General features: G+C 50.5%; 20 protein-coding genes. 13 read left to right on the top strand and 7 right to left on the bottom strand.

What is annotated here, in order from left to right:
* Window position 1 precedes the first annotated feature (1 nt).
* A complete protein-coding gene (locus CWE07_RS01810) occupies window positions 2-1,132 on the top strand; it encodes a sodium ion-translocating decarboxylase subunit beta (protein WP_111568222.1) in 1,131 nt (376 codons plus the stop codon).
* Window positions 1,133-1,164: 32 nt separating this feature from the next.
* Here the strand turns inward: CWE07_RS01810 and CWE07_RS14365 are convergent, their stop codons facing one another.
* Window positions 1,165-1,332 carry a hypothetical protein gene (locus CWE07_RS14365; RefSeq protein WP_181452244.1) on the bottom strand — a complete coding sequence of 56 codons (168 nt, stop codon included), beginning with the start codon at window positions 1,330-1,332 and terminating at the stop codon, window positions 1,165-1,167.
* The gene (locus CWE07_RS01805; RefSeq protein ID WP_241973988.1) at window positions 1,329-3,971 is read right to left on the bottom strand and encodes a response regulator; all 2,643 of its coding nucleotides are present in this window, start codon (window positions 3,969-3,971) and stop codon (window positions 1,329-1,331) included. The genes CWE07_RS14365 and CWE07_RS01805 overlap by 4 nt, the downstream gene beginning before the upstream one ends.
* An 85-nt stretch (window positions 3,972-4,056) precedes the next feature.
* On the opposite strand from CWE07_RS01805, the gene gshA reads away from it, so the two are divergent.
* Together gshA and CWE07_RS01795 are read left to right on the top strand one after the other, a co-directional pair.
* On the top strand, window positions 4,057-5,649 hold the full coding sequence (gene gshA / locus CWE07_RS01800) for a glutamate--cysteine ligase (protein WP_111568220.1): 1,593 nt from the start codon (window positions 4,057-4,059) through the stop codon (window positions 5,647-5,649).
* Between the two features lie 37 nt (window positions 5,650-5,686).
* Complete coding sequence (locus CWE07_RS01795) at window positions 5,687-6,373, top strand: transglycosylase SLT domain-containing protein (protein ID WP_220084684.1); 687 nt, start codon at window positions 5,687-5,689, stop codon at window positions 6,371-6,373.
* Between the two features lie 43 nt (window positions 6,374-6,416).
* Here the strand turns inward: CWE07_RS01795 and ffh are convergent, their stop codons facing one another.
* Window positions 6,417-7,787 (bottom strand): signal recognition particle protein, encoded by a 1,371-nt coding sequence (gene ffh / locus CWE07_RS01790; RefSeq protein WP_111568219.1) that lies wholly within the window; start codon window positions 7,785-7,787, stop codon window positions 6,417-6,419.
* Between the two features lie 171 nt (window positions 7,788-7,958).
* Here ffh and CWE07_RS01785 point away from each other — a divergent pair, with 171 nt between their 5' ends.
* The 8 genes from CWE07_RS01785 (at window position 7,959) to tyrA (ending at window position 14,144) form a co-directional block, all read left to right on the top strand.
* Window positions 7,959-8,753, top strand: coding sequence for a cytochrome C assembly family protein (locus CWE07_RS01785; RefSeq protein WP_111568218.1), 795 nt, complete (start codon window positions 7,959-7,961; stop codon window positions 8,751-8,753).
* A gap of 62 nt (window positions 8,754-8,815) precedes the next feature.
* Window positions 8,816-10,102, top strand: a complete 1,287-nt coding sequence (locus CWE07_RS01780) for an HlyC/CorC family transporter (protein ID WP_111568217.1) — start codon at window positions 8,816-8,818, stop codon at window positions 10,100-10,102.
* 149 nt (window positions 10,103-10,251) lie between these two features.
* Window positions 10,252-10,500: a 30S ribosomal protein S16 gene (gene rpsP, locus CWE07_RS01775; protein ID WP_111568216.1), complete on the top strand. Its 249-nt coding sequence runs from the start codon at window positions 10,252-10,254 to the stop codon at window positions 10,498-10,500.
* A gap of 30 nt (window positions 10,501-10,530) precedes the next feature.
* Window positions 10,531-11,058, top strand: coding sequence for a ribosome maturation factor RimM (gene rimM / locus CWE07_RS01770; RefSeq protein ID WP_111568215.1), 528 nt, complete (start codon window positions 10,531-10,533; stop codon window positions 11,056-11,058).
* Entirely contained in the window at window positions 11,058-11,819 is a 762-nt protein-coding gene (trmD, locus tag CWE07_RS01765) for a tRNA (guanosine(37)-N1)-methyltransferase TrmD (protein ID WP_111568214.1), read from the top strand. The genes rimM and trmD overlap by 1 nt, the downstream gene beginning before the upstream one ends.
* 31 nt (window positions 11,820-11,850) lie before the next feature.
* Window positions 11,851-12,216, top strand: a complete 366-nt coding sequence (gene rplS / locus CWE07_RS01760) for a 50S ribosomal protein L19 (protein WP_111568213.1) — start codon at window positions 11,851-11,853, stop codon at window positions 12,214-12,216.
* Window positions 12,217-12,285: 69 nt separating this feature from the next.
* On the top strand, window positions 12,286-12,921 hold the full coding sequence (locus CWE07_RS01755; protein ID WP_111568212.1) for a DNA-J related domain-containing protein: 636 nt from the start codon (window positions 12,286-12,288) through the stop codon (window positions 12,919-12,921).
* Window positions 12,922-13,010: 89 nt separating this feature from the next.
* Window positions 13,011-14,144 carry a bifunctional chorismate mutase/prephenate dehydrogenase gene (tyrA, locus tag CWE07_RS01750; RefSeq protein ID WP_111568211.1) on the top strand — a complete coding sequence of 378 codons (1,134 nt, stop codon included), beginning with the start codon at window positions 13,011-13,013 and terminating at the stop codon, window positions 14,142-14,144.
* Between the two features lie 22 nt (window positions 14,145-14,166).
* Here the strand turns inward: tyrA and CWE07_RS01745 are convergent, their stop codons facing one another.
* Genes CWE07_RS01745 through CWE07_RS01735 form a run of 3 tightly spaced genes read right to left on the bottom strand, consistent with a single transcriptional unit; the run spans window position 14,167 to window position 15,757 of the window.
* Entirely contained in the window at window positions 14,167-14,532 is a 366-nt protein-coding gene (locus CWE07_RS01745; RefSeq protein ID WP_111568210.1) for a response regulator, read from the bottom strand.
* A 42-nt stretch (window positions 14,533-14,574) separates the two neighbouring features.
* Window positions 14,575-15,243: a cytochrome b/b6 domain-containing protein gene (locus CWE07_RS01740; RefSeq protein WP_111568209.1), complete on the bottom strand. Its 669-nt coding sequence runs from the start codon at window positions 15,241-15,243 to the stop codon at window positions 14,575-14,577.
* Window positions 15,244-15,274: 31 nt separating this feature from the next.
* Window positions 15,275-15,757 carry a c-type cytochrome gene (locus tag CWE07_RS01735; RefSeq protein ID WP_111568208.1) on the bottom strand — a complete coding sequence of 161 codons (483 nt, stop codon included), beginning with the start codon at window positions 15,755-15,757 and terminating at the stop codon, window positions 15,275-15,277.
* Window positions 15,758-16,052: 295 nt separating this feature from the next.
* On the opposite strand from CWE07_RS01735, the gene CWE07_RS01730 reads away from it, so the two are divergent.
* Both CWE07_RS01730 and CWE07_RS01725 read left to right on the top strand, forming a co-directional pair.
* Window positions 16,053-19,181 carry an amidohydrolase family protein gene (locus CWE07_RS01730; protein ID WP_111568207.1) on the top strand — a complete coding sequence of 1,043 codons (3,129 nt, stop codon included), beginning with the start codon at window positions 16,053-16,055 and terminating at the stop codon, window positions 19,179-19,181.
* Window positions 19,181-20,470, top strand: a complete 1,290-nt coding sequence (locus CWE07_RS01725; RefSeq protein WP_111568206.1) for an amidohydrolase family protein — start codon at window positions 19,181-19,183, stop codon at window positions 20,468-20,470. Before CWE07_RS01730 ends, CWE07_RS01725 begins: the two co-directional genes overlap by 1 nt.
* A gap of 44 nt (window positions 20,471-20,514) precedes the next feature.
* Here the strand turns inward: CWE07_RS01725 and CWE07_RS01720 are convergent, their stop codons facing one another.
* The gene (locus CWE07_RS01720) at window positions 20,515-21,327 is read right to left on the bottom strand and encodes a response regulator (protein ID WP_111568205.1); all 813 of its coding nucleotides are present in this window, start codon (window positions 21,325-21,327) and stop codon (window positions 20,515-20,517) included.
* Window positions 21,328-21,339 lie beyond the last annotated feature (12 nt).

The following is a 21,339-nucleotide window of genomic DNA, read 5'->3' as shown; positions in this document are numbered from 1 at the left end:
GGTGGAAGACTTACGTACCCTCTGGCTGAATACCGGTGTCGCCAATTTAGAGTGGGGCATGGTGCTGATGGTTGTCGTCGGCGCCGTGCTAATCTACTTAGCGATTCGGCATAAATTTGAGCCTCTGTTGCTATTGCCAATCGGTTTTGGTGCGATACTCGCAAATATCCCCTTGGCAGGTTTAGCTGAGCCCGGTGGTTTGCTTTACTACATTTACCAGATTGGGATTAGCACCGGGATATTCCCGTTGTTAATCTTCCTGGGTGTTGGCGCGATGACGGATTTTAGTGCCGTGCTTGCGAATCCGAAGATGTTCATTCTGGGGGCCGCCGCGCAATTTGGAATTTTTGCGACCTTAATTGGTGCGGTCGCGCTGAATTGGGTACCTGGCATGGAGTTTACCCTTGAGCAAGCGGCAGCGATTGCCATTATCGGTGGCGCGGACGGGCCAACGGCAATTTACTTATCGTCGCAAATTGCACCAGAGTTGTTAGGCGCCATTGCTGTGGCTGCCTATTCTTACATGGCATTAGTGCCTGTGATTCAGCCGCCAGTGATGCGTTTGTTAACCAGTAAGAAAGAACGCCAAATTAAAATGCAGCAATTGAAGCCCGTATCGAAGCGCGCGAAAATATTGTTCCCGCTGATGGTATTAATTATCACTGCATTTTTATTGCCAACGGCAGCGCCTTTGGTGGGTATGCTGTGCTTAGGTAATTTATTACGCGAATCTGGCGTAGTGGACCGTCTTAGCAATGCTGCGCAGAACGAAATTATTAACGTCGTGACCATATTTTTAGGGCTTGCGGTAGGTGCTCAGTTGTCGGCCAGTGCGTTCCTTAATGTGCAGACGTTAGGTATTTTGTTGCTCGGCGCGGTCGCTTTTGTGATTGGTACGGCGGCGGGTGTACTGATGGCGAAGCTCATGAATGTGTTTAGCAAAGACCCCATCAACCCATTGATTGGTGCCGCTGGTGTATCGGCGGTTCCGATGTCAGCGCGGGTAGTGAATAAAGAAGGTCTTGCAGCCAACCCACAGAACTTCTTACTGATGCATGCCATGGGGCCGAATGTGGCGGGTGTGCTTGGTTCGGCGGTCGCTGCGGGTATCTTACTTGCGCTTGTCAGTTAACCAACAGCACTCTAGGTGCTTAGGTGGCTCACTTAGGTGAGCCACCACATCAATGTATAAAAAGCGGCTATCACGCTGCTAATCACCAAGATATATACAAATCCTTGCTTACCGTCTCTGATGCGATAGCCGCGTGCGGTTAAGTACAGCATCCAGAGTAGGCAGAGCACCAACGGAATTAAAAATAACAGGCGTATCATGCGTCCTCCTTCTGAGCATTTGCTTTTTGCATAGCGGCAAAGTCATCCGCTGCTTGCTCAACTTGTCGTAATAACTTATCTAGTCCACTAATAAGGTCTGCAACGGTGGCAATATCGCCACTTTTCATTGCCTCTTCCAGCGCGCTGGCTTTCTTTTCTAAGGTGATTAGGCCCAAGTTTGCAGACGCGCCTTTCAATGAATGGAAATAACGCCGCGCTTCGTCATGCTTACCTTTGGTGATAAAGTCTGACACCTTAAGTGCGCTATGCTGATAACTTTCTACGAGTTTACCCAGCAATTTTAAGTATAGAGGCACATTATGATTTAAACGCGCGAGCGCTTGGGCAAAGTCAATCCCTTTAATTTGAGGGTATTTATGCGTACTGATGCTCTGAGGTTTTGGCTCTTCGGCTACAGGGGGCTTCGCATGGTATGGGCCTGGCACCGCCCATTTCGCGATTTGGCTGAGTAACAAGTCTTCGTCAATCGGCTTTGGAATATGGCCTTGCATGCCAGCCGCGAGTGAGCGTTCCGCATCGCCTGACATCGCATTGGCGGTCATCGCGACGATCGGTAAGCGTTGATAGCTAAAGGTTTGGCGAATGGCCTCTGCGGCGCGGTAACCGTCCATCACTGGCATCTGAATGTCCATCAGCACCAACGCATAAGCTTTTTCTTGCACTTTTTGCACTGCAATTTGACCATTTTCGGCGATATCGACATCAAAGCCAAAGCCACGCAGTAGCTCGAGCGCGACTTGCTGGTTAATTTCGTTGTCCTCAACCACCAACAAAGGTGCGTTTTTAAGCGCTAACGGTACTTTATCGGCACTCGCACTTTTCGCAGGCGAGTCAACTGCATCAGAACTCGATGCAGCCGGTGTGTCCGTTGCATTTGCGCCATATGCCGCAGTGTGTAGCACCCGCGCTAAAGTGGCCGTGGTATAAGGCTTAGTGATAAAGTCGCAAGCACCGACTGTTTTAGCTTTTTCCGCCAGTTCTTCAGCGTAGTAACCCGTTGCAAGAATGGCTTTAGGCCGCTTGGTAGCGTCTAAATGCTGGTTCATGGCTTGCACTAATTGCAACCCATCCATTCCTGGTAGGCGCCAATCAATGAGAGCGATCTGGTACGGCTGACCATCGCGCTCGGCTTGCTGCATAATGTCGAGTGCTTGCTCGCCACTACGCGCAACTTTTGCCTGCATGTCGTAGGAGCGCAGTAACTCATACAGCATTTCACGGGTCGATAAATTGTCGTCTACGGCTAAAATGCGCACCCCTTTTAAACGCTCCAGCAACACTTGGTGGTGGCTGGCGTCTTGGTGCGGTTGCAGCGGCAACGCAATTTCCACATAGAATGTCGAGCCCTGACCTGCGGCACTGATCACCCCAAGGTCGCCCTGCATCAGTTTGATTAAGCGCTGGGATATGGTTAAGCCCAATCCGGTGCCACCAAACTTGCGTGTGGTAGAGGTGTCGGCTTGCGTAAACGCCTGAAAAAGATTCGCGCGCTGCTCTTCATCCATGCCAATGCCGGTGTCGGTCACTGAAATACGTAACCACACTTTCTCTTCACTTTGTTCCAGCAAGGTACAAGAAACGTTAATTTCCCCTTCGTCAGTAAACTTAATCGCGTTACTGACTAAATTGACTAACACCTGATTTAAGCGCATCGGATCACCCAGCAGCATGGTCGGGATATTGCTTGGCAAATTGATAATAAATTCAAGGTCTTTGTCGTACGCTTTATAAGCGAACATATCGGCTAAAGTGCTCAGCACTTCGCTCAAATCAAAAGGAATGCTTTCAATGGTTAACTTGTTCGCTTCAATTTTAGAAAAATCTAAAATGTCATTAATAACCCCGAGCAGCGCGTTTGACGACGAATTGATCACTTTTAAATAGCGTTGCTGCTTCGGGCTTAACTCTGTTTTCAATGCTAAGTTAGCCATGCCCACAATCGCATTAATTGGGGTGCGAATTTCGTGGCTCATATTGGCTAAAAAGTCGCTTTTCGATTGGTTCGCTTGTTCTGCAGCTTCTTTGGCTGCCGCCATGTCTGCGGTAGCTGCCTTGATACTCGAAATATCGTAATAACTACCGAGTACGCCAATCAACTCATTCGCGTCGTTATACAACGGCGCACTGGCGTGTTCGACCCAGCGCTGTTGACTACTGTCATCACCCAAGCACAGTTCCAATTCAATACTGGTGCAGGCACGCTGACCATTCAAGGTGGCGCGGTCGCGTTCTAATAGTTGTGGGTTGGCGGCTAAACCAGCCGCAGTTTCATGGCTCATATCAATGTCAGACGCGGTACGATCGTGGCCGGCGAAATCGTCGATAAATGCGCGGTTAGCGCCAACCAATTGCAGGTCGGTATCGCGCCAGTAGACTCGGTTAGGCAGGTCATTGAATACTTGGCGCAGTACTTCAGAGCTATCGGTGCTGAGGGGGCGAGCATCGGCGGTCTCGGTGGTGGCGTAGCGTAGGGCAAAGGTGAGGGCTATCAACACGGCAATGGGCACGCCGACCCAAACACCGGGTAGCAAAAGAATCAAAATAACCAAGAGTACAGTCATCCACCAGAGGTGAGATTGCAGTATACTCAGTCGGTTGGGCTTGAATAAAACCTTCAAGATAAACACCCCACGCTGTAATTTATAGTTGAATATGGCAAACTAGCCGCATCATAGCAGGAATTGTATAGGAATTGCTTTGTCGATGAACTTAACTGCACGACTCGACGCGTTAAATCAACGCCAACATTACTCCGCTTTGGCCGCGATTAACCGAGGTGTCGAACGTGAAGCTTTGCGCATTACTCCACAAGGGCAGCTGGCCCAGAGTATGCACCCCGAAGCTTTAGGTGCGACCTTAACACATCCGCTGATTACTACTGATTATGCAGAATCGTTACTGGAATTCATTACCCCAGTGGCGCGCTCTGTGCGTGATACCTTAACTCAGTTGCGTGACTTACATCGCTTCACGTATCGTCATTTGGGTGACGAGCTACTTTGGCCGCTGAGCATGCCGTGCTATGTCAATGAGCCCCAGGATATCCAGATTGCCGATTTTGGTAGCTCGCACGTTGGGCGCATGAAGATGACCTACCGTATGGGATTGACCAAACGCTACGGCGCGGTGATGCAAACCATTGCTGGCGTGCATTACAACTTTTCCGTACCTGACGCATTGTGGCCGATTTTAGCGGCGCAAGACGGCGTCGACGACACCACCGCATATCGGTCTGAACGCTATTTCGGACTGATCAGAAACTTCTTACAGAAAGCCTGGGTGGTGCCATTCTTCTTTGGTGCCTCTCCTGTGGTGTGTAGTTCGTTCGTGCGCTACAGCCCTGGCGACGTCGACCTGTCAGATTTCGGTGGCGGCATGCTGTACAGGCCTTACGCGACCTCGCTGCGTATGAGCGATTTAGGCTACACCAACAAAGAGCAGGCGGCGTTAAAGATTTCCTATAACTCAACCCAAGCCTATATTGACGGCTTACGCCGCGCGGTGTCGACGCCTTCAGAGCGCTTTGCTGCAATCGGCGTGCAGGACGATAGCGGTGAGTACCTGCAATTAAATAGCAATATTTTGCAAATTGAGAACGAGTTCTACTCGTCAATTCGACCTAAACGGACTGCCCGTTCTGGCGAAACCCCAACCCAAGCGTTAGAGCGTGGTGGGGTCGAGTATATTGAAGTGCGTGCCCTGGATGTGAACCCGTTCAGCCCGGTGGGCATTAGTGCCGAGCAAATGCTGTTCCTTGATTTGTTATTAATGCATTGCTTGCTGGACGAGAGCCCTGAGTTAGATTGGGAACAGCAGCAGCAAGCGGTGAAGAACTTGAACCAAGTGGTATTGAATGGGCGTGACCCGAAGTTGCGCCTACAAAGCCAAGGCCAACAAGGTTTAGTCAGCGAACTACTTAAAGATTTCTTCAAGGCCCTCGCATCAATCGCAGAACTGTTGGACAATGCTTACGGCGGTGACGCCTATGCCTGCGTATTGGAGACCCTGAGTAAGCAAATTGACCATCCTGATTTAACCTTATCAGGGCAGCTGTTACGCGATATGCGCCAAGCCCAGCAAAGCGGTCAGGGTCTAGCCATGCAATTAGCTCAGACGTACCGCAACCAGCTCAGTACTGAGCCGTTAGAGTTTTACAGCGATGCGCAACTAGAGCAGATGGCGCGTCAGTCGTTAGCCGATAAAGCAGAGATAGAGGGTGAACAGGCGGGAAGCTTTGATGCGTTCTTGTCAGCATACTTTGCCGCTGCATTAGAGAAAAAAAACGCGCCTAATTAGGCGCGTGAATTGGATGTAGTCCAGGGGAAGACCAATCATGTTCAAATCTCTCGTAGTATCAGAGCCCAGGCGTGGCAATAAGTTCAAAAAATTGCCAGAAAATCGCAGAAATTTTGCAATTGTTAGCTTAGTTCTTGTTTCTACTCTGTTTTTAAGTGGCTGTTCAACGTCACCACCAAAGGACCCAGAGAACATCTGCAATATTTTTGAAGAGCGTCGGGATTGGTGGCGTGCATCGAAAGATATGCGTGACGAATGGGGCGTACCCGTTCATGTTCCCATGGCAATGATGTACCAAGAGAGTTCGTTCCGTGCCCGTGCGTTACCGCCGCGTCGCTATGTGCTTGGCTTCATTCCTTGGGGCCGGGTGTCTGATGCGTATGGCTACGCCCAAGCCAAAACCATGACCTGGGATGACTACATTCGCGAAACCGGCAATCGCCGTGCGCGGCGTGACAATTTCGCTGACGCGATTGACTTTATGGGTTGGTTTATTACCAAGAGTCAGCAAATCAATGGCGTGTCGAAATGGGACGCTTACGCGCAATACCTCAATTACCACGAAGGGTGGGGTGGCTATCAACGCCGCACTTACCTGCAAAAGCAGTGGCTAGTGGATGTATCGCGCCGCGTTGACCAGCGTTCGAATGTGTATGCCCAGCAATTGCGTAGCTGTGAGGAACGTTTAAATCGCGGTTGGTTCAGACGCTTGTTCTTTGGCTAAACCGCCTGCGGTTACGCTCCATACAATAAGCCCTTGGGGCGGCCTAGCGGCCGCCACCTGGGAACATACCTGGGGGCATCTTACCGCCCATCTGGCGTAGCATTTTTTGCATGCCGCCGCCTTTCATCTTCTTCATCATTTTCTGCATTTGAGTAAACTGCTTGAGCAGCTTATTGACGTCCTGAACTTGAGTGCCAGAACCTGCTGCAATGCGACGTTTGCGCGAGCCTTTAATCAGGTCGGGGTGCTGGCGCTCGTGGGGTGTCATTGAATTGATGATAGCTTCCATCCGCACCGTGACTTTATCGTCCATCTGGCCTTGTAATTGGCCCTTCATTGCGCCCATGCCCGGTAATTTGTCCAGCATACCCATCATGCCGCCCATATTTTTCATCTGTTGCAGCTGCTCGCGAAAATCCTCTAAACTGAACTTGCCGCTTTTCATCACTTTTTTCGCGACTTTCTCGGCTTTTTGGCGATCAACTTTACTTTCTACTTCTTCAATCAGCGACAGCATGTCGCCCATACCAAGAATACGTGACGCGACTCGGTCGGGGTGGAAAGGCTCTAACGCATCGTTCTTTTCACCAACCCCTAAAAACTTAATCGGCTTGCCGGTGATATGGCGAATTGACAACGCGGCACCACCACGGGCGTCACCATCGGTCTTGGTCAAGATGACACCGGTAAGCGGCAGGGCCTGATTAAATGCTTTGGCGGTATTGGCTGCGTCTTGACCTGTCATAGCATCGACGACGAACAGCGTTTCAATCGGCTTAATGGCGCTGTGTAAGCGACCGATTTCGTCCATCATCGCTTCGTCAACGGCCAAACGACCGGCGGTATCGACCAATACCACGTCAATGAACTGCTTGCGCGCCTGTGCAATAGCGCCATTCGCGATATCAATTGGGTCTTGATCGACGCTGGATGGGAAGAAGGTGACATCTACTTCTTGGGCTAGCGTTTCGAGCTGCTTAATCGCCGCTGGGCGGTAGATATCTGCGCTCACCACCATGACTTTTTTCTTTTGCTTTTCTTTCAAGTGGCGCGCGAGTTTACCCACGCTGGTGGTTTTACCGGCACCTTGCAAACCTGCCATCATGATCACTGCAGGTGGTTGCGTAGCAAGGTTTAATGGCACATTGGCTTCGCCCATGGCCGCTTCAAGCTCTTCCCGTACAATTTTGATAAATACTTGGCCAGGGTTGAGGTTTTTGTTCACCTCGGTGCCAATCGCGCGCTCTTTTACACGCCCGATAAAGTCTTTAACGACGGGCAGCGCCACATCCGCCTCAAGCAATGCCATGCGCACTTCGCGCAGTGTGTCCTTAATATTGTCTTCGGTGAGGCGTCCACGACCGCCAATATTGCGTAGCGTTTGCGAGAGGCGTTCACTTAAATTGTCAAACATAGGGGCTTCCTGTGGCAAAAGTTTGGGCTATCATAGCGTAAAAAGTTTCGGCTATGATACCGTATTACGGTTGGGTTTGGCGATGTTGCACAGTATACTCAAGCCAAGTTTATCGCATGGTTCTGGTTTCCTAACCGTTTACCGCTATTCAGTCTAAGGTGTATTTGCATCATGATAACCATTTTGCTGGTATTAAGTTTGCTCGGCTACGCTGCAGCGGCAGCCTTTACCGGCCAACGCTTTGCCAACCGTGAACCTTGGGGCCAGCGTCGGATTATGCTCTCAGGTGGTTTCGCAATACTGGCACAATTTGCCGCTGCGATACTGATCCTCGATAGCACGGGTTATGCACGTTTTAATATGGCATCTACCTTACTTATCATTGCGGTGCTGTTAGCGGTTTTCAACTATTTGCGTGGTTCGCGACCAGAAGCCATGCTGCTGCGCCCAGTCATTTACACCTTTGCCATGCTGAGCTCTTTGATTGCACTGCTGACGCCTTTAGATGCGGGGCACCCAATCACGGTAAACCCGGGTGTCACGGTACACGTTGGTTTGTCATTGTTGGCGTTCAGCATTTTAGCTTTAGCGGCGTTGTATTCAATCCAGTTGCTGTATGTCAATCGTTTGCTCAAGCAACGCAAGGCCAAGGCGCTAAGCGCTAATTTGCCCCCGTTAATGACGGTAGAAAATTACTTCTTCAAGCTACTCACGATAGGCACTGCGGTGCTGACCTTAGCTATCGCGTCAGGATTCTTATTTTTAGAAAATATGTTCGCCTCCGGCCAGCTGCATAAAACGATTTTAAGCATTGCCGCCTGGTTGACCTTTAATGGCATCTTAATTGTTCATTACTGGCGTGGTGTGCGTGGCAAACCCGCGGTGATTATTACGCTGATAGCCAGCTTCATTCTTATCTTAGCTTACTACGGTAGCCGCTTCGTGCGTGATGTAATCCTTAGCTAGCGCTTGACTTTCACAGTTGAGACCGTACATTTAACCTTCTTGCAACAATATAGGAATCCCTCTTGGACGACATAGCTACGAGTACGCTGTTTATTATTTTGGGCGTGCTGATTTTCATTTCTGCTTACTTTTCGGGCACTGAGACTGGCATGGTCTCGGTCAATCGCTACAAGCTTCGTCACCTTGCCCAAAGTGGTGATCGCGGTGCCAAGCGCGTCAGTAAACTGCTCGACCGCCCGGACCGTCTGATTGGTTTGATTCTGATTGGCAATAACTTAGTCAATATTTTAGCCTCAGCGATTGCGACTATTATCGGTTTGCGTCTATATGGCGACGCTGGTATTGCGGTGGCGACCGTAGTGCTGACCTTAGTGATTTTAATTTTCGCTGAAGTGACCCCAAAAACCATTGCTGCGCTCAACCCAGAGCGAATCGCAATGCCCAGCTCCATTATTATTTCGTTGCTGATGAAAGTCATGTTGCCGTTTGTGATTGCAATTAATTTCATCACCAACAACATGATGCGGCTATTCGGTGTAAACCCGACTGAGCAACAAAAAGATGCGTTAAGCGCCGATGAATTGCGCACCATAGTGAATGAAGCAGGTTCATTGATACCTTCGCGCCACCAAGACATGCTGGTCAGTGTGCTTGACCTTGAAAAGGTGACGGTGGATGACATCATGGTGCCGCGCAACGAGATAGTTGCAGTGGATATCAACGAAGACTGGTCATTGATTATGAAACAACTGATGACCATGCAACACACCCGAATCTTGCTGTATCGCAACCAAATTGATGATGCGATTGGATTTTTACATGCACGCGATATGATGCGTCTGGTGACGCGTTACCAAGCTGAGCCAGACAAAGCCTCATTAGTTCGTGCCGCGCGCGATATTTACTTCATACCCGAGGGAACGCCGCTGAATGTGCAGTTGGTGAAGTTTCAGCGCAATAAAGAGCGCGTAGGGTTAGTGGTGGATGAGTATGGTGACATTCAAGGTTTGGTGACTTTGGAAGATATTCTGGAAGAAATCGTCGGTGACTTCACCACCACGATTACCGGCACCACCAGTGACCATGTCGCGCTACAAGCTGACGGCAGTTATATTATCGATGGCACTACCAATTTACGTGAACTGAACAAAGACCTTAATTGGAGCTTTCCAACCGATGGCCCAAAAACCATTAATGGCCTGATTATTGAGACCTTTGGCGATATTCCTGAGGCACCGATGTGTCTGGTGGTGGGCAAGTATCGAATTGAAGTCACCGATGTGGATAACAACATGGTGAAGGCCGTACGTGTCCATGCTGCTAAGCGCAAGCGCAAGAAAACAGCCTAAGTGCCTGTTCCAGGTGCTATCAAACCGCCATTAAGCGCGGTTAAACCTTGCATTTTGTTTCCAAATGCGTACAATTGGCGCGCTTCCTGACTTAGGTCGGGAGGCTTTCTTTATCCTTAAAAACATTCATTAACATTGTAGAGGACGGTATGGTAACCATTCGTTTACAACGTGGTGGCGCGAAAAAGCGTCCATTCTACCAAATGGTTGTAACCGACAGCCGCAACGCCCGTGACGGTCGTTTCATTGAGAATGTCGGTTTCTTTAACCCGGTAGCACGTGGTCAAGAAGAAAAATTACGCGTAGATTTAGGTCGTGTGGAGCATTGGGTTGGCCAAGGCGCACAGTTATCTGATCGCGTAGCAAAATTAGTCAAAGACGCGCACAAAGCTGCGTAACTTAACTGATTCTAGGGTAGTGGAGTAAGCATGAGCGACAACAACCCCGTCATTTTAGGCACCATAGGTGCGGTTTATGGCATTAAGGGCTGGTTGAAGATCAATAGCTTTACTGACCAACCCGAAGGTATTTTCGAATACCAACCCTGGCTCGTGGGCCAGGAAGGCAATTGGCAACCGATGGAAGTCGCGCAATGGCGCTGGCATAACAAAGGTCTGATTGCCAAGTTTGCGAACATGGACGACCGCGATGCAGCGCAGCTGCTGGTGGGTCGTAAGCTCGCGATTGCAGCAGATCAACTGCCGCAGTTACCAGACGATGAGTTTTACTGGCGTGACCTGATTGGTTTGCAGGTGGTAAACACCGAAAACTATGACATGGGCACGGTTAGCCAGATGTTACCAACGGTATCTAACGATGTGTTGGTGGTGACGGCAAACAGCAATGATGCCTTTGGCAAGCGGGAGCGTTTAATTCCGTTCATCCAATCACAATATGTGGTAGCGGTGGATCGTGATGCTAAACGTATTACCGTGGACTGGCCTGCGGACTTTTAATGGCCGCGGCATTACAGGTTGGGGTAGTCAGCTTATTCCCTGACATGTTCAAGGCAGTGACAGAATTCGGCGTGACGCGCCGTGCGGTAGAGCAAGGTTTGCTCAGCTTAGAGACGTGGAATCCGCGTGATTTCACAACGGATAAGCATCGGACGGTGGACGACAGACCCTACGGGGGCGGTCCAGGCATGTTGATGATGGTCGAACCGCTACGTGCGGCGATTGCAGCAGCAAAGCAAGGTTTGGGTGAACAAGCACGGGTGATTTATTTGTCACCACAAGGTCGAAAGTTAGACCAGCGTGGCGTTTTAGAACTAAGCCAATACAGTAAGTTGGTGTTAGTGGCAGGGCGTTACGAAGGCATTGATGAGCGGGTGATTGAATCTGACATTGATGAAGAATGGTCAATTGGCGACTTTGTGTTAAGTGGCGGTGAATTACCAGCAATGGTGATGATAGACGCGCTCGCACGACAAGTGCCAGGTGTGTTGGGTCATCAAGCATCAGCAGTGGAAGATTCATTTGTTGATGGTTTGCTGGACTGCCCGCACTACACCCGACCCGAAGTGTTAGATGGTAAACAAGTGCCTTCAGTGTTACTGAGTGGCAACCACGAAAAAATACGTCAATGGCGTTTGCAACAAGGTCTAGGTAGAACTTGGCTGCGGCGACCAGAACTTTTAAACAACCTAGCTCTGACTGACGAGCAGCAGCGCCTGTTGGATGCCTTTATCCAAGCGCATCAAGACGGCGTCGAGTGACGGGCAGTGCAACCTAGGAAGAGAGATTATCATGGCTAAAGTTAATCAAAATATTATTAAGCAGCTTGAAGACGAGCAGCTGAAGCAAGATTTACCGGAATTTGCTCCGGGCGACACCGTTGTGGTGAATGTTAAGGTTAAAGAAGGAAACCGCGAGCGTGTGCAGGCCTTCGAAGGCGTTGTCATTCGTAAGCGTAACCGTGGTTTGCACAGTGCATTCACGGTTCGTAAAATCTCTAACGGCGAAGGTGTTGAGCGTACTTTCCAGACGCACAGCCCATTAATCGACAGCATCAATGTTAAGCGCCGTGGTGCAGTACGTCGTGCTAAGCTTTACTACTTACGTGAGCGTTCAGGTAAATCTGCGCGTATCCGCGAGAAGTTGGCAACCAAGTAATATTGGTAATGCACGAGAAAAAGCCCGCAGTAGCGGGCTTTTTTGTATCTGGGGTGCTATCTTCAAGCGATGAATGACACACTGACGCAAAATCTTATCCCTTTAAAGCGCGCACTCAGCGATATCCTGCTGGCGCGTGTCGAACCGATTAGTGAATTTGAACTCATCCGGTTACTTCAAAATCCACCCTATGAGCTGCTTGGCGAGCACGCATTACGTGGCCAACTCGACCTGTTTCAAACCCATTTTTTGGTCTTTCATTGCCTGTATGTTTTACGGCATGAGTGGGGGCAGGAAGGGCTCGGGCGTCTGCGTATAGAGCCATTAGCGATAGCCTTAGAGCCAGTGGCACAAGCGTGCCGTGATACCTCTGAAGTAACTAAAGCAGACCCACTGGCCAGCTATTACCTTGACCTGGACCATCTCGCCCAAACTAAAGAGCAAGACGTAGCGAGCTTGTTGGGGCAATTTTGGCAGCGCTTTGGTCAGCGCCAGGAGGTGACCGCTGACCAACGTAGTCAAGCCTTGGTGGTAATGAACTTAACCGCAATGCCAAGCTGCCAGGCACAACTTAAGCGTCGCTTTCGTCATTTAATTCACCAACGCCACCCTGACAAAGGCGGTAGCCATGAAGCCATGCAAGAGCTGCAGTGGGCGTATAAAATTCTACGTCAAACATTGTCTTATGGTATCCATTCAAGTTAACTTAACCACATACTCCCAACCGCATACACGAGCGCCGTTCAGCGCTAATAACAGCCAATAAAAGCTAATAACAGATAGAGAAGTCATTCATGAGCACACCTTCCTTAGACGATTTACGCCGCCAGATAGACGAGTTAGACAGCCAGTTGGTTGCCCTGATGGCGCAGCGCTTACAGCTCACCGGTCAGGTCGGCCAATTAAAAAGTCGTTTAGGACAACCGCTGTATGTACCTAGTCGCGAGCAAGCGCTGATTGCCGCGCGCCGTGAAGAGGCTCAGCGGTTAGGGGTTAATCCTGATTTAGCGGAAGATGTTTTGCGTCGATTGATGCGCGAGTCGTACTTGTCACAAAAAGGCAGGGGCTTTAAAAAGTCCCGCACCGATCAGCGCAGCGTCGTGGTGGTGGGAGGTCGTGGTCAACTGGGTAGCTTGTTTGTGCAGTGGTTTGAGCTGTCAGACTATGCGGTGCATGTGATTGACCAAGATAACTCCCATCAGTTGCATGACGCGCTCGCCGATAACCCTGCGCTGGTTCTGATTAGTGTACCGATAGCCGTCACCGCTGAGGTGATTGCTAACTTACCGAAACTGCCGAACGACTGTATTTTGGCTGACTTGACGTCAGTCAAAGAAAGTCCATTGCAGGCCATGCTGTCAGTCCATGAGGGCCCTGTGGTTGGTTTGCACCCGATGTTTGGACCCAATGTATCGACCTTGGCCAAACAGCTTATTGTGGTCACTCCGGGGCGTGATAGCCAAGGCACCGAGTGGCTGATGCAGCAACTGCAAACCTGGGGTGTCCATTTGGAGCATTTAGATGCCGTTGAACATGACCAAGCAATGAGTCTGATTCAGGTGATGCGCCACATCAGTACCTTCGCCTATGGTGTGCACTTAATGCAGGAACAGGCAAATTTGGACCAACTGCAGCGTTTAAGCTCACCGATTTATCGTTTGGAGTTGATGATGGTCGGGCGTTTGTTCGCGCAGTCGCCGAGTCTGTATGCCGATATTATCCTCGCAGAGCCAGATAATTTCAGCATGATCCGTCGCTACTTAGCGCGCTTTAATCAACTATTGGATAGCTTAGAAAGCCAAGGGAAAGACGCCTTTGTGACGACCTTTAATGACGTTGCGGCGTGGTTTGGTGCGGATGCAGAGATATTTTTAAAAGAATCGACCGCGTTGCTGCAACAAGCTGATGATGCACGCGCCCGCGTTTAAGGGCGCCGTGCAGGCTTGTCCATTAAAGGCTCAAATACTCGCGTAACAACACTGCGAGGGTGTCAGGCGAGACCGGTTTATGAATCGTTTCGTTCATCCCCGCAGTGCGGCAAGCATTAAGCTCTGATACGCTTTGATGGCCCGTTAATGCAACAATCGGCGTATCTGCGAAGGCAGAATTTTGACGCAGGGTGCGACACACTTCCGCTCCAGTGAGATCGGGCATGTCATAGTCGAGAATGAGCAGCTCTGGTTCATGGGCAAGACACAAGTCGAGAGCTTCCTGACCGTTATTGGCCACCAATAAGTCGAGTGGAAACTCTTCGAGCATGGCTTTTAATACTTCGAGACTGATGAAATCGTCATCGGCAATTAAGACAGTGTGCATAGTGGCCTTACAGCTGTGGAACCTTCATGCATACTAGCATAACTACCCGAGCCACCAAAATACCCAACCTAGATTGACAAGGAATATCACTATGCCGATGCCGCCATGGACAATTTTCGGAGGTGTTTGTACCGGACCTTGCGCAGTCGGTTTGCTGGCGGCTTTTTTATTGCCACTGAACATTGGGGTGAGTAAGTCTTTGCCACGCATGAGGTAGATAAAAATCACCACGACATGGACAATAACCGCTACCAACAGCCAGTCAAAGTGGTTGCGATGAAAGCGGGTCAAGGCCCGCTGGGTATCGTAATCGACCCAACTTGCTAACGGCCCCATAAAAAACAGGTCATCGTTGGTGAATAGCCCGCTCAGTGCTTGCAGCATGACTAAGGCCAACAGTAAAAGAATCATCCAGGCACCTGCTGGATTGTGGCCCAGAGGTTCGCGTGCGGTTTGCCTGATTTCATCGCGTAAGTAACGCAAGCCAGCCCAAGGTGTACTGACAAAGCGGCTGAACCTGGCGCTATGGCTACCGACAATACCCCACATCAAGCGGCTGATTAATAAGGCTATGACCACTAGCCCCAGATTCTTGTGCCAATCAATGTAGTTGATATTCCCGCCAGTCAGCCACAGGCCAACCAGCAGCAATACCAATACCCAATGGTAACTGCGAATGAAACCGTCCCACACACGCACTAAATGCTGCATATTGACCTACCTGGATGACGTATTTAGCCGCTTAATCGCGGTAGCGCTCGTGGCATTGCTGGCAGTTGCGCGCAGTGGTCATAAATGCGCTACGCACATCGCCAATGCTATGGCTAGCTGAGGCTTCTGCTAGATTCTTAGTGTCTTCCTGCAGTTGCGCCACACGCGCAGTGAAGTCGTCCCAGTTATCCCACAGCTCAGTTTTGGCATCGCCGCTGCCGCGATGGTTCTCGCCGGCGTAGCGAAAGCCGTCCCAAGGTACGTGACTTAAATGGTGCAGGGACTGTGCACGGGCTTCAAACATGGCGCCGTCGAAAGGCACTTCACCGCGCACCATAGCTGCCATATAGGCAAAATTTTCTCGTATCAGTTGAAAGCCTTGCTGGCGATACTTGACGGCGTCATCGGCGTCAGCAAATGCACTCGCAGTAGCGGTTTGAATCGGTGCAAGGCTGGCAGATAGGGTAATTGTAGCCGCTGTAATGGCGCTTAATAGATACTTCGACGTGGACATTTTAATACCTCTTAACCCGACAGTTGTGCGCTTTGTCGAGCAAAGCGGTGATTTTGCCGTGGTTGCTATGTTGATTTTGTGACGTACTTGTTATCGTACCCTTGGCAATCGTTAATACTCTAAGTATTTGAAGCAACAGTGGCAAATAAGATAACTGATTCAACCAGACTGTTACAACACATTATAGTGAGCGCCTAACATTACGCCAATATTATAACAGGTGCATACACGACCATAACGAATTGCTAACCTGTAGCAAAGTAAAAGCACAATAACATCATAAAGGGGAAGACACATGATCGGGAACTGGCGCATCGCAAGTTGCGTACTAGCGGCCCTTGGTACAGTTGCTGTGGGACACTCCCATGCCAGCCAGACCACGCCCGTACGCGGTTTGCACGACAATAGTCCAAGTTTGGTGGCGTTACAAAACGCGACCGTAGTCGCCCAACCGGGTGAGCAACTCGAGAACGCGACCATTGTGATTGAAAATGGCAAGATCACGGCCGTCAATCGCAATAATAGCGCGCCTGCAGGCGCACGCATCGTGGATGCGGCTGGGTATACGATTTACCCAGGTTTTATTGACCCGTATTCAAATTACGGTGTGCCTCAGCCAGGGCAGGCCGAACGTTACCGCCGTGACCGCCCAGCCCAGTACGATAACCCCAGAAGCGGCGGCAACGCCAGCAATGCTGCGATTCACTCGCAAACTAATTGGGTTGATCACTTAAGCCATCAAGGTGATGCAGCAAAAGCTTATCTCGAGCAAGGTTTTACCACGGTGCAATCGGCTCGCATGGACGGCATTTTTCGTGGCCGCGCGACCACGATTTCGTTAGCCAATGACATTCCAAACCAGCTGGTTTATAGACCTCGAGCGGCTCAATTTGCTTCCTTTGACAAGGGCAGCTCGGAACAGCAATACCCCGCGTCACTGATGGGCAGTATCGCATTAATTCGCCAAACGTTAAGCGATGCGCGCTGGTATAACGAAGCGCAAGGCCGCACCCTGGGCGATGGTTCTGTACTTGAATACAATGCAGCCCTTGCTGGCTTGCAGAACTTAGCGGATCAGGGTGTTATTTTTGAAACCAGTGATGAGCACGATGTATTGCGTGCCCATCAGGTATTCCAGGAATTCGATATTCCAGTCACCTTTGTTGGTTCAGGCTACGAATATGCGCGCATAGACGACATGCGCGCGACTTCGAGCCGTTTTGTTGTGCCACTTAATTTCCCTGCCGCGCCGGATGTGAGTGCTGAATTTGCAGAATTGGATGTCGATTTAGGCCACTTACGGCATTGGGAACGTGCGCCGGGTAACCCCGCGCAATTAGCCGCGGCTGGAATTGACTTCGCCTTTACGTTGCATGGCCTGGAGAGTCGCAAAGACTTTTTACCGAACCTGCGTAAAGCGGTCGCCCATGGTTTAGGTCGTGATACGGCGTTAGCTGCGTTAACCACGCAGGCAGCGCGTATTGCTGGGGTAGAGGAGACTTCCGGTCGTATTAGCGCCGGATATCATGCTGATCTTGTGATCACGCGCGGAGATTTATTTGCCGATGGCGAGATAGTCTCAGTGTGGACGCAGGGTCGCGAGCATGTCATTCAGCCTATGCATCCGACCCAATTTGCGGGTGAGTACGAGCTCAATGTTGGCGGGCAAAGTCTAAACCTGCAGATTAACACCGGTGCACGGGACCGCGGGCAATTAAGCCAAGCAGACACGCGGGTTGATCTCGCCCATGTGCGCCGCGATGCCGACACACTTAGCTTCGCAGCTCAGCTTGAGGAATTTGGTCTTGCGGGTGTATATCGCTTCACTGTGCGTGCAGGCAGTCGTGAATACCTGCGTGGAAGTTACACCGACCCAGAGGGTCGCAGCCACGCAATTCGCGCGATACGTCAACAGCAGGAAGAAAGCAGTGCAACTGCGCAAGAACCGGCACAAATTGAGTATGTATCACGCTTGAGTTTTCCAAATATTGGTCTTGGGGTGGACGCGCCAGCACAGGCTCGCAACCTAATTATCAAGAATGCCACTATTTGGACCTCAAGCGATGCGGGTATCATTGAAAATGCGGACATGATCGTGCGCGATGGTCGTATTGTGCGCGTCGGGCAGGGGTTATCAACACCACGCGGTTATACGGAAATCGACGCCACCGGTATGCATGTGACCCCAGGTATTGTCGATGAGCATTCGCACATTGCGATTGCACGCGGTGTGAATGAGGGCACCGAAGCGATTACTTCGGAAGTGCGGATTGGCGACGTCGTAAACCCGGATGATGTGCATATCTATCGTTCGTTAGCGGGGGGTACGACAGTTGCGCACCTATTGCACGGTTCTGCCAATCCTATTGGGGGGCAGGGGCAAAATATTAAACTGCGCTGGGGGCAAAACGCGGAAGGTTTGAAATTTACCGAAACACCGCCGACGATAAAAATGGCACTGGGTGAGAACGTCAAGCAAAGTAACTGGGGTATTACCAATAACCGTTATCCGCAAACGCGCATGGGGGTCGATGCGATTATTCACGACTTCTTCCGCACCGCTCGCGAGTACCAACAAGCCCATGACGATTATGCCAATTTGAACCGTCGTGAGCGTAACCGCACCGCGCCACCAAGACGTGATTATCGCCTTGAAGCCTTGGCTGAAATTTTAGCCGAGCAACGCCATATTCACGCGCACTCGTATGTTGCTTCTGAGGTGGTGGCTTTGATGCAAACCGCGGAAGAGCTAGGTTTTAACATCCATACTTTCACGCACATTTTAGAAGGCTACAAAGTGGCGCCAGAAATGGCGGCTCACGGCGCGCGTGCTTCGACATTTGCGGATTGGTGGGCATTTAAAATTGAAGCCTTTGACGCGATTCCTTACAACGCGTGTGCCATGATGGACCAAGGCGTATTGACGAGCTTGAACTCTGATAGTAACGACTTACAACGTCGGATGAATATCGAAGCGGCTAAATCAGTGCGTTATTGCGGCATGGATGAGCAAGAAGCGTTGAAAATGATCACTTTGTACCCGGCAATGCAGCTAGAAATAGCAGATTTAGTGGGTAGCTTGGAAGCGGGCAAGCACGCAGACTTTGTGCTGTGGAATGCGCATCCGTTGTCTGCCTACGCCCAAGTGCAACAAACCTGGATTGAAGGCGCGAAGTACTTTGACCGCGAGCAAGATTTAGCCCGCCGTGCCGAGATTGAAAGTGAGCGCCAACAGCTAGTCCAGCGTGTACTTGACGCAGGCAGTGATGCATTGCGTGGTAGCCGTGCGAATTACCGTGAGCAACAGCCAAGCTGGCATTGTGACACCGACCACGATGTGTGGCGCGATCACGCGCTGCATTCGGAGCACTTTGGTCAGCATTTAATGCATAGTCATTCTCACAGCCACGGAGGTCACCACTAATGAAATATTCACTCAGTTTACTCAGTGCGGCTTTACTGGCTGCGAGCGCGGCCTTACCTGCCCACGCGAATAATATCGTGCCAGGTAGCGCACAAGAACGTCCTATCGTGTTGCAAGGCGGAACCTTAATGACCGTCAGTCACGGTCAGGTTGAAGGTGATTTGCTGTTTGAAGACGGCCGGATTACTGCTATCGGTGCTCAGATAGAACGCCCAGACAATGCGCAGGTGATTGATATCACGGGGCACCATGTTTACCCAGGCTTAATCGCATTGGACACGACCTTAGGCATTCTGGAAATTAGTGCAGTACGCGCTACCGTGGATACCAATGAAGTGGGGCTTGTTACCCCAGAGGTAAGCACCCACACCGCCTACAATGCTGATTCACAGATTATTCCGACCATTCGGTATAACGGCATTACCCATGCTCAAGTGGTACCACAAGGTAACTTGGTGCGGGGTAGTTCGAGTTTGTTGAATCTTGATGCGTGGAATCACAGCGACGCCTTGACACGCGCCGATGTGGCCATGCATGTGACCTGGCCTGCGGTCGGCTTGAGCCGCTCACCTTGGGAGCGCCGCAGTGCCGAAGAGCAACGCCGCGCCCAACAAGAAATGCGCGATGCGCTGACCCAGACATTTACCACAGCACGTGCTTACCATACCGCCAAACAAGCTGGCAGCGTAAGCCGTGAAGATGTGCGCTGGGAAGCCATGCTAGGGCTGTTTGACGGCACCAAAGCGTTGCATGTGCATGCCGATGACCGTCGTCAAATATCTCAGGCGCTCGAGTTTGCCGATGAGCAGGGTGTTGATGTAGTCATTGTCGGTGGCCGCGATGCATGGATGCTGGCTGATGAATTAGCGGCGCGCGATGTCGCCGTGGTATTTGGTGACGCTTATGGTCTACCTGCGCGTGTGGATGAAGCCTACGATACAGCTTTCGCGACACCTGCTAAGTTAGCCGCTGCAGGCGTCGATTTCGCGATTGCGTATCCGGGTAACTGGGACACTCGTAACCTGGCATTTGCTGCAGGTCATGCCGTTGCCTTTGGCCTTGATCATGCCACTGCGTTGTATTCAGTGACCTTGGGCCCCGCCAAAATTATGGGCGTAGAGCAGGACTTAGGTTCGCTGGAAGTGGGTAAGAGTGCCAGTTTAGTGGTGTCCAGAGGGGATATTCTGGACCCGCTGACCCACTCGGTTGAGTATATGTTTATTGATGGCCGTTTGGTCGAAATGGACAATAAGCAACGTCAGTTATGGCATAAGTACCAGCAACGCTAATAGTTGCACAGATAAAAAGGGTTGCCATGGGGCAACCCTTTTTTTTAAATGTCTAAAATACGGCTTAGCAGCGCCCGCAGGGTGGCAGGCTCAAAGGGTTTGTCACTCAAAGCATTCACGCCAGCCTGCTCAATTTGCTCTAAAGTAAGCTCATCAGCGCGGGCTGAAACCATTAAAATAGGAACGTGGGCATCATTTAACTGCGCCCGCACGCGGCTCGCGAACTCATCCCCATTCATGTTGGGCATGTGATAATCGGTGACAATCAAATCCACACTATGCTCGCTTAAGTAAGCAATCGCTTGGTCGCCAGATTCCGCTTCGGCCACCGCTTCAACACCGATACTATTTAGCACTCGGGTGAGATAATGTCGCGATGTCGTGCTGTCATCGACCACAAGTACATGCAAGTCTTCGGTTTCAAAGTTCTTAAGTTGCATGGTTTGCGGTTCTATCAAGTCGATAGTTGCGTTGAGCGCACGTTGTAAATGGTCAATAGTGAAAGGTTTCGGCAGAATTGCAACCACACCCGCCTGCTTATATTGTTCCAGGTAATTGCGTTTATGTTCGCTCGACACCAACATAAAAGGGATGTCACGTAAATGATTGTGCGAGAACATAAAATCAAGTAAATCATCAGCAGTGCCGTCGCTGAAGTACATGGCACTTGCGACTAGATCTGGATTGGCATAGGCTAGTTTTTGTTTGGCTTCGGCAATGCTACCGACCCCTTCAATTTGTTCAACCCCTGCATTTTTTAAATGGCGGGTGATAACTTTACGTTGTACCTCAGAAGGCTCAATGAGTAGAATCGAGAGGTGGCTGGCAGATGAACTGTCCGAAGCATTCGCCGACATGAATAATATTCC

Source organism: Aliidiomarina maris, assembly GCF_003987335.1.
Classification (GTDB): domain Bacteria; phylum Pseudomonadota; class Gammaproteobacteria; order Enterobacterales; family Alteromonadaceae; genus Aliidiomarina; species Aliidiomarina maris.
This window is presented reverse-complemented; position numbering and strand designations above follow the sequence as displayed.